The 8,442-nt window shown below is 44.5% G+C and carries 7 protein-coding genes, 1 pseudogene and 1 riboswitch; of the genes and pseudogenes, 5 read left to right on the top strand and 3 right to left on the bottom strand.

Features of this window, described 5'->3' with window-relative positions; translation table 11 throughout:
• Positions 1 to 278, bottom strand: a pseudogene (locus Q0241_RS07205) (cupin domain-containing protein); the annotation flags it as partial.
• A 226-nt stretch (positions 279 to 504) separates the two neighbouring features.
• Here Q0241_RS07205 and Q0241_RS07200 point away from each other — a divergent pair.
• Positions 505 to 1,371, top strand: a complete 867-nt coding sequence (locus Q0241_RS07200) for an AraC family transcriptional regulator (protein ID WP_299375309.1) — start codon at positions 505 to 507, stop codon at positions 1,369 to 1,371.
• Here the strand turns inward: Q0241_RS07200 and Q0241_RS07195 are convergent.
• Positions 1,360 to 2,289: a hydrogen peroxide-inducible genes activator gene (locus tag Q0241_RS07195; RefSeq protein WP_299375306.1), complete on the bottom strand. Its 930-nt coding sequence runs from the start codon at positions 2,287 to 2,289 to the stop codon at positions 1,360 to 1,362. The genes Q0241_RS07200 and Q0241_RS07195 overlap by 12 nt on opposite strands.
• Positions 2,290 to 2,437: 148 nt before the next feature.
• Here Q0241_RS07195 and nhaA point away from each other — a divergent pair, with 148 nt between their 5' ends.
• Entirely contained in the window at positions 2,438 to 3,631 is a 1,194-nt protein-coding gene (nhaA, locus tag Q0241_RS07190; protein ID WP_299375315.1) for a Na+/H+ antiporter NhaA, read from the top strand.
• 52 nt (positions 3,632 to 3,683) lie between these two features.
• Here the strand turns inward: nhaA and Q0241_RS07185 are convergent, their stop codons facing one another.
• Positions 3,684 to 4,088, bottom strand: a complete 405-nt coding sequence (locus tag Q0241_RS07185; protein ID WP_299375303.1) for a hypothetical protein — start codon at positions 4,086 to 4,088, stop codon at positions 3,684 to 3,686.
• 91 nt (positions 4,089 to 4,179) lie between these two features.
• Between Q0241_RS07185 and Q0241_RS07180 the strand changes: the two genes are divergently transcribed.
• From Q0241_RS07180 to thiP, 3 genes are all read left to right on the top strand, one after another.
• Positions 4,180 to 5,274 (top strand): AraC family transcriptional regulator, encoded by a 1,095-nt coding sequence (locus tag Q0241_RS07180; RefSeq protein ID WP_299375300.1) that lies wholly within the window; start codon positions 4,180 to 4,182, stop codon positions 5,272 to 5,274.
• A gap of 92 nt (positions 5,275 to 5,366) precedes the next feature.
• Positions 5,367 to 5,475, top strand: a riboswitch (TPP riboswitch).
• 113 nt (positions 5,476 to 5,588) lie between these two features.
• Positions 5,589 to 6,611, top strand: a complete 1,023-nt coding sequence (gene thiB / locus Q0241_RS07175) for a thiamine ABC transporter substrate binding subunit (protein WP_299375297.1) — start codon at positions 5,589 to 5,591, stop codon at positions 6,609 to 6,611.
• Positions 6,612 to 6,660: 49 nt separating this feature from the next.
• The gene (thiP, locus tag Q0241_RS07170) at positions 6,661 to 8,343 is read left to right on the top strand and encodes a thiamine/thiamine pyrophosphate ABC transporter permease (RefSeq protein WP_299375294.1); all 1,683 of its coding nucleotides are present in this window, start codon (positions 6,661 to 6,663) and stop codon (positions 8,341 to 8,343) included.
• Positions 8,344 to 8,442: the final 99 nt, after the last annotated feature.

Below are 8,442 nucleotides of genomic sequence, written 5' to 3'. Positions count from 1 at the left end.
AAGAGGCTCCACTCTTTGTCGCCTGCAGTATCAAAGCTTGATTCGTCAAAGGGACCGAATGCACAGGTCCAATTTCTTTCTTCACCAGCCGTTTTGACCATACGCGATCTTGCCGTTTCTTCCATGGAAAGACCCGCAAGTTCATCCGGCTTGATCAATAGATCCAGTGTTGCATCCGGAATTGCCTTACGAACCAAAAACGGTTTTTGGTTCCAATAGGTGCCATAGAAATCATGGGCGGTAGGCATTTGATCAAGAACAATAAGCGGGTTAGTCATCGCGACATCCTGAAAGACGAAAAGAAGGACAGATGTTATAAGGTCCTTATTACACCCTTCTCATGCGTATTAAAGCATCAATTATCTTCACGCCCCCCTTTTGCAAAGGACAAGAAAGACAAACGGATGAGCCAAGAAACAACTAAACGAGTTTATTTATAAAAAGGCAATCCTGATCAAGATTAACAAGAAGTCTGATTCTATTCTCTCGTGTGCAGGAGAAACTATGCCGATTAAAAAAGCTATTTCCTTTATAGAACAAAATCTTGATCAACAAATTACCTTTGGAGAAATAGCCCATGTTGCGGGCCTTTCACCCTATTATTTTGCTAGGTTATTTCGCTCTGCCACGGGGAAGACAACGATGGGATACCTCCGTCATCGTCGATTAACAGAGGCTGCAAAAATCCTTGAATCAAATCAGGATACATCTTTGATCCATCTCGCATTAGATTATGGTTTTGATAGTCAGGAAGCTTTTACACGTGCTTTCAAGAAATGCTTTGGCTTACCACCGGGTCAATATCGATCAAATGGATGTTCCATATCAGCCAAATATCAACTTTCCCTCCTTCATTCCACGGCATCAATTACAAGGGGTACCCTTTTGGAGCCTGATATTATAAAAAAAGAAGCCTTTTATATCATTGGTATCAGCGACGATTTTGGATCTGACACGGGCAAAAGCGTCCCGGATCTTTGGAAACAAGTCCGTTATCGTTATTCAGAAATCAATCATAGTAAAAATGGCCACGCATACGGTCTTTGCCTCAAAGGATCACCTGAGAGTTTTACCTATATGGCTGCACTCGAAGTTGACGATTTGAACTCTGTCCCGTCTGGAATGCAGGGCTTTGTTATTGAAGAAGCTGATTACGCGGTTTTTACCTTCGAGATTGACGATAAAACCCCTATCGAGGATCAGTTTTCAAAAGTGTATCAGACGATTTGGGGTAACTGGCTACCCAATTCAAACTATGAGTACGCAAACACCCCGGACTTTGAGCTCTATAATAATCGTTTTGATGGAAATACCGCGACAGGGCAAGTTGATATCTGGATACCTGTGATCAAGAAAGCTCTACCCGCTTAACATTACTTCGTGAGAGATTTGCCGATTAAGTGATCGCAAAAGATCTTCTTTGAACTGAAGAAATTCATTAATACGCGGAGAATTACTGCGCCAGGCTAAACCCACCTGTCTTTTGACAACACGTGTTTCAATCGGCCTGGCGCACACTTCCTGATCTTTGGTTATTTCGGATCGCGCATAAAGATTGGGGAAAAATGATATCCCCATTTCCATACCAACCATCTGTCGCAGAGTATCGAGGCTGGTACCTTCGTAATCATTCTGAAGATCTGCACCAAATTCCCGGCAAAGTTCCTGCACCTGTTCATACAATCGATGACCAGCACCGAGAGAAAGAACTGCTTCTCCTCTAAGGTCTTGCGGGGCAACGCTGTCGGCCATTGCCAAACGGTGGTTTTTTGGCAAACCTACCATAAGCGGCTCACTAAAAAGCACCTCTGTCCTCAAACCATCATCTTCTAACGGAAGCGCTGTCAAAATTAGATCATGATGACCTGTGCGAAGGGCTTGTTCCAGCGACGACGATCTATCTTCCCGAATATAGAGCTTCAAGTCAGGGTAGTCCCGGTGAAGATCAGGCAAAACATACGGTAATAAATAAGGCCCCACAGTCGGCGCAACACCTAATCGCAATGTACCGCCTAACATTGATTTCGCAGTTTTAGCATGATCACAAAGATCATTTAGATCACGCAATAAAAACGTCGTCCGATTCAATATTTCTCGCCCAACAGGAGTCAATTCGACCCCGTGGCGTGTCCGATCAAGAAGAACCACCCCCAAACGATATTCCAACTCTTTTACTTGGTCACTCAGTGTTGGCTGTGAAACATTCAATTGTTCCGCTGCCTTGCGAAAATGCAACGTTTCGGCAACTGCGCTAAAATATTCTAATTGTTTGATAGTAGGTTTTATCATCTTAACAGCTTGCTGATAGTTTTTATCTATTACACATTGACAATAAAACGATTACACTTATCAGGCAACAGCCCCCATTTTTTCTCGGGTACATGTGAAATTCGGCAATTCGGAGATTCCTGCAATGCCAAAAACAATGATCAAGAAAATGCCAACAAAAATGATCAAAGACTTCCTACAGCTGGAATCATCTGGGGGTATCATCCTTATGATCGCGGCCCTACTGGCGTTGGTCGCATCAAATTCTCCGCTAGCATCTATCTATACTAGTGCATTAGAGGTTCCCTTCACCATTGCCCTTGGCGACTTAGCGATTTCCAAAGCTATCTTGCTCTGGATTAACGACGGGATGATGGCAATTTTCTTCTTATTAATTGGTCTGGAACTCAAAAGAGAGATTCTGGAAGGCCAGTTATCATCCGCCGATCAAATTGTTTTACCCGCCATCGCGGCTGTTGGTGGCATGCTTATTCCAGCATTGGTTTTCTCTGGCGTTAACTGGGGTGTCGGATCAAATATGAACGGCTGGGCAATCCCAACAGCCACAGACATTGCTTTTGCCCTTGGTATTATGGCCCTTTTAGGCAACAGAGTTCCCTTGGCACTTAAAGTTCTTTTGACAGCCATTGCCATTTTTGATGACTTGGGTGCGATCATTATTATCGCCCTTTTCTATACGGCAGAACTATCCTTGATCTCCCTAGCTCTGGCAGCAGTAGCACTGATCGGCCTCCTCATCCTCAACAGATCCGGCGTCACCGCAAAAACCCCTTATATTCTTGTTGGGATCGTACTTTGGGTCTGTGTTTTGAAGTCTGGTGTTCATGCCACGCTAGCCGGTGTAGCACTTGGTTTTGCCATTCCTTTAAATGGAAAAACAAAAGACAGTGCCAGCCCACTTAAAAACCTGGAACACAACCTCCACCCGTGGGTTGCGTACATGATTTTGCCTGTTTTCGCCTTCGCCAACGCAGGAGTGTCGCTTGTTGGCGTTACGATGGGAACGGTTCTTGCCCCCCTTACCCTTGGCATTGCGGGTGGCCTGTTTATCGGTAAACAGATCGGCGTCTTTGGCTTTATCTGGGTAGCCGTCAAATCAAAGATCTGTCGCCTGCCAGAAGGAACCAATTGGACTCAGATCTATGCTCTATCTCTCCTGACGGGTATTGGCTTTACCATGAGTTTGTTTATCGGCGGCCTAGCCTTTGATGACCCCGAGATCGGGAGTCAGGTTAGAATTGGCGTCCTCAGCGGATCTATACTGTCAGCCCTCGCTGGTTATCTGTTACTGAAACTTTCGCCTGCACCTCAAGATAACGAGGCCACTAAGGTTCCTAAGTAACATTGAGAGATCACGTAAAAAAAGAGCCCGATCATTCGGGCTCTTTTTGTCTCTACTTGTGATTGATATCAATGTAACCCTCGCGCCAGGTTAGGTTCATCTGTTTCCCATTTTCCCGCTCGGAAATAATAGTGTCTGGCTTATCAGTACGTTTGAATTTAAAACAGAACACTCCCCACTCTGACCAGTCTTCGCAATAACGAGCTTTTTCATCGACAAACCAGGGAATTAAGCGCACGGGATCACCCTTTACAGCAACCACAGCAATACCATTTGAATGATTACGCTGCCGATAAGCTTTATTATCTCCAAACATACCAGAAATAGAGTTCCCAGACATTAATGCCGTCACTTCATCAGCTTTCATATATCCACCACCATCAGCCAACGCAGAGGCTACAAAACCAACCAAAGCAATTGCTATAAAAATCCCTTTTGTTCTCATTCTTTGAAACACAAGATGCCTCCCCAATATTATTCTCTTTGCATCGGCGACGAGATCACCGACAATCGACATCACATTCTTATGGGAAAACCAGCGAAATCTTGTGAATATCCACGCCAAAACCCGACAGACAGAAAAGCTTTCGATTCAAAAAGAATTGGGCTCCGTCAGTCCTGTAGCAGAGGATCTTCACTATGACCCGATGGGCGAAAGCTACGCACGCCAGTGGTCACAATGGTTTGATAACCTTGGAGAGCAAGCCGCAGAAATAAACTCACTCCAAACACAAAGTTTATTTCCTAGTCATCCCATTAATGCTGCTGATGAAGTCAAAAAATTCGCTGACTTTAATGGCATCCACCGCGTTTTTTCCCTCAGTTATCAGGCTGCTAATAATATCCATTTTGATCCGATCAGTTTTTCGCTTTTGTCATCTTCAAGCCCCTATCAGCTTACAAAGCGATGGGTTAAATGCCTGAACCTACAAAAACAAAATCGTCTGATTGCTTCGGGTTTAACAAACACATCAAGCGCAAAAACAGGCCCTGATGAAGCTTTTATCGAAACCATCACACCTAATGAGGTTGTTATAAGACCCTATGTGTCAGCCCTTGCCAGCAAAAGAGAGTACGGACCTGCAGTGCTTGGTGGTGTCGCTTGCGCACTTTTTGACTTGGAATATGCTGAAATTCTGGTCCAATTTACAAACGGAAGAACAGAGCCGATAATTTTCAAGGCAATACAACACCACAGACATTTTAACTATGATCCTGATGTGACTTTGATCATCAGGGGAAAACCCAAATTACTTTTAAAAGAGTGGGACAGAACCCAAAGTTCTGACCTTTCCCATATTTTAAAAAACAAAGAACTTCTAACCCATCTTTCTCAATTACCCAAACCTCGGGATGGCGGGCATTTCACCATGCGTGAGGCCGCGAGAATGATCGGACTGTCGACGCGAAGTTTATCCAGGAAATTATCTTCCGCAGAAACAGGGTACGCGGAAATCATTCGCCATATAAGGTTTAAAAATGCCTGTCATGATTTAATAAACGATCACTGCACGTTAGACGATATTGCTTTTTATAATGGCTATTCTGATCGTCACCATTTTTCCCGGGAATTCAAACGCTTGGGGGGCTTTACCCCTGCAAAATTCAGGAACATTCTTCACACGTCCCATTCCCCTATTTAAACCGGACAAATTTCAGAACCTGAATCACCAATTCCTATGCTGTGGTGACATGGAATACTTGCCGCTAACCAGCGAACAGTCTAAGGTCAAAAACGGTCTCAACGGGGTGCCCTTTATGGGCTGAGAATTTTCAATACTGAAATAGACCCGTGGAACCTGAACCGGTTAATACCGGCGGAGGGAATTGAAGACTGGATGCTGTTTGTGATTTTAAAGTCTCTGCCTGAATTGGGATGAGTTTTTTAATCAAAAACACATGGCTATCTCCAGATTTTTCAGGTCCTTGCCCGCCCCACTCATTTATGGAGCGTCGCATGATCCTGCGTACAACTATGGCTGCCGTCGCAGCAACAACACTCACTCTTGGTTTGAGCCTTAACGCACAAGCCCAAGAACAGGACAAAAAAGTTCTGACCGTTTACACCTATGATTCTTTTGCTGCTGACTGGGGCGCAGGCCCTAAGGTAGAAGAAGCTTTCGAAGCCAACTGTGGCTGCGATCTGAAATTTGTCGCACTTGATTCCTCTGTCGGTATTCTCAGCCGTTTGAAGCTAGAGGGAGAAGACAGTACCGCAGATGTTGTCTTGGGGCTCGATACCAACTTGACCGCAGAAGCCTCTGCCACAGGTCTATTTGCGAAAAGCAATGTTGACGTATCCAACGTAGATCTGCCCATAGATTGGAAGGACGAACAGTTCATCCCTTTTGACTACAGTTATTTTGCCTTTGTTTATGACAGTGAAAAGTTAGCAAACCCACCTGCGAGCCTTGATAGTCTCATTAACGGAAATCCTGATCTGAAAATCATCATTCAGGATCCGCGCAGTTCAACACCGGGTCTTGGTCTGATGATGTGGATTCAAAATGTATACGGCGATAAATCAGCAGACGCGTGGGAAAAGATTTCCCCAAAAATTGTGACTGTAACCAAAGGGTGGAGTGAAGCCTATGGCCTCTTCCTTGATGGCGAAGCAGATATGGTGCTGAGCTATACAACATCCCCTGCTTACCACATTATTGCCGAAGAAAAAAAGCAGTATAAAGCCGCTATTTTCTCTGAAGGTCACTACATGCAGGTCGAAGTTGCTGCTCAGTTGAAGACAGCAAAAGAACCAGAACTGGCACAGGAATTTCTGAATTTCATTACCACTTCAGGTTTCCAGAACGAAATTCCCACCGGCAACTGGATGTATCCGGTTATCGACTTGGGCAAAGACCTTCCCGCTACATTTTCTCAGTTACCACGCCCAGATAAATCACTTCTTTTTTCCCCTGAAGAAGTGAAAAACAATCGGCAAATCTGGATTGATAACTGGCTAGATTCCATCAACCAGTAGATCGAATATAACTGGTCGTGTTAATGCCCCGATATCAAGGCGTCTCATAATGCAAAAGCCATTACAATCTGTGCAAAAATGGCTGATGTATTTGTGGCCCGGCTTGTTAAGCCTCGGTTTTATCGCCTTGATATTGGGGTTTGCCTTTAACGGTCTTTTCTCTGAGATCACGAACATAGATCTCACCCGTATATTTCAGAACAACTATCTATTTCGAGTGATCGGTTTTACCTTTTTTCAGGCCGCTCTCAGTACACTACTGGCAACGCTTGTTGCTATTCCCGTTGCCCGCGCTCTTGCCAGACGCCCAACCTTGCCCGGACGACAAATTTTCGTGCAACTTGCATCGCTCTCACTCATCATCCCCACTATTGTTGGTGTATTCGGTATTGTCGCCATACATGGTCGTAATGGATGGCTTAATCAGTTTCTTTCCCTATTTGATGTCAATGCCGGAAATTATCTTTACGGTCTCACTGGAATTCTAATCGCCCACGTTTTCTTTAATGCCCCGCTTCTCTCTCGAATTTTCCTACAAAGTCTTGAAGCTTTGCCGCCGGAATACTGGCGAAACACAGCACAACTTGGCATGACTGGCAAAGATATTTTCCGACTTATTGAATGGCCTCTTCTTCGGCGTATTATTCCTGCATCTTGTGGTCTGGTCTTTCTGCTTTGTTTTACATCTTTTGCCGTTGTCCTTGCTCTTGGGGGTGGTCCTTCTACAAACACTCTGGAAGTTGCCATCTATCAGGCAATCCGCTTTGATTTTGATATTCCCAAAGCTGTCATTCTGTCTCTCGCCCAGTTGAGTCTCTGTTTTATCCTACTCATCATTGGCAGCAAGTTTGCCCGCCACATCACCCTTCAAAAGACAGAAGAGCGGTCTATCCAACGGCTTGATGCCCGTCATACCAGCGCCAAAATAACGGATAGTTTAGCACTTCTAGTGATGGTGTTTTTGGTTATCCCTCCCTTGCTTGCAACAATCTGGAAAGCCTTTTCTCCTCGCTTGATAACAATCATAACAGATGAAAAATTATGGATAGCTTCGTTCAACAGTCTGCTCATATCACTAACGGCTGGATGTATCGCACTCATACTTGCCATAGGTATCGCGCTGATGCTGCGAAGCCTGCAATCGCCCTATCGTCTGGGCAGGCATAGCTTAGCATCTTCCTTTGCGACAATGACTGATTTATCCGGAAGTATTATTCTGCTCCTCCCGCCTTTTGTCCTGGCAACCGGATTATTTATTACCTTCAGAGCAGCTACCAGCCTAACAATATTGGCACCTTTTCTGGTGATCATTGTTAATGCCTTGATGACATTACCGTTTATTCTCAGAATTCTTGTTCCTGCCTTTGAAACCTCAGCACAGAAAAGCGATCATCTATGTGATAATCTGGATATCAACGGGTTAAATCGCATTCGTATTATTGACTGGCCACAGAACAGAAAAGCACTGGGACTCGCCTTAGGATTATCCGTTGCACTATCAACGGGTGATTTAAGTGTCATAGCCCTTTTTGGGACCCAGGATTTTACAACCTTGCCACTTTTAATGTTTCAGAAAATGGGTAGTTACCGATTGGATGATGCCGCAATTACAGCTCTGTTTCTTTGTCTGCAAAGCCTGATGCTCTTTATTTTTATAGAACGCACCATATCTGGAAAGGGTTTCTCCCTTTCGACATTAAGAACCAGCAGGAAGGCTATGCACTGTGCCTGATGATCAAAAAGTACCAGACCAAAAAGCATCTGCCCCAAAAGCACGGGATCAGAAAACAAATGGTCACGAAGCATTCCAGGGATTGAGTATTGAGAAACT

This window comes from uncultured Kiloniella sp., assembly GCF_937128705.1.
In the GTDB taxonomy this organism is placed as follows: Bacteria; Pseudomonadota; Alphaproteobacteria; order Kiloniellales; family Kiloniellaceae; genus Kiloniella.
This window is presented reverse-complemented; position numbering and strand designations above follow the sequence as displayed.

Bases quoted from the DNA above. Each gene is read 5' to 3' on its own strand.
- Q0241_RS07200 (WP_299375309.1), top strand. From the start codon at position 505: ATGCCGATTAAAAAAGCTATTTCCTTTATAGAACAAAATCTTGATCAA.
- Q0241_RS07195 (WP_299375306.1), bottom strand. From the start codon at position 2,289: ATGATAAAACCTACTATCAAACAATTAGAATATTTTAGCGCAGTTGCC.
- nhaA (WP_299375315.1), top strand. From the start codon at position 2,438: ATGCCAACAAAAATGATCAAAGACTTCCTACAGCTGGAATCATCTGGG.
- thiB (WP_299375297.1), top strand. From the start codon at position 5,589: ATGATCCTGCGTACAACTATGGCTGCCGTCGCAGCAACAACACTCACT.
- thiP (WP_299375294.1), top strand. From the start codon at position 6,661: ATGCAAAAGCCATTACAATCTGTGCAAAAATGGCTGATGTATTTGTGG.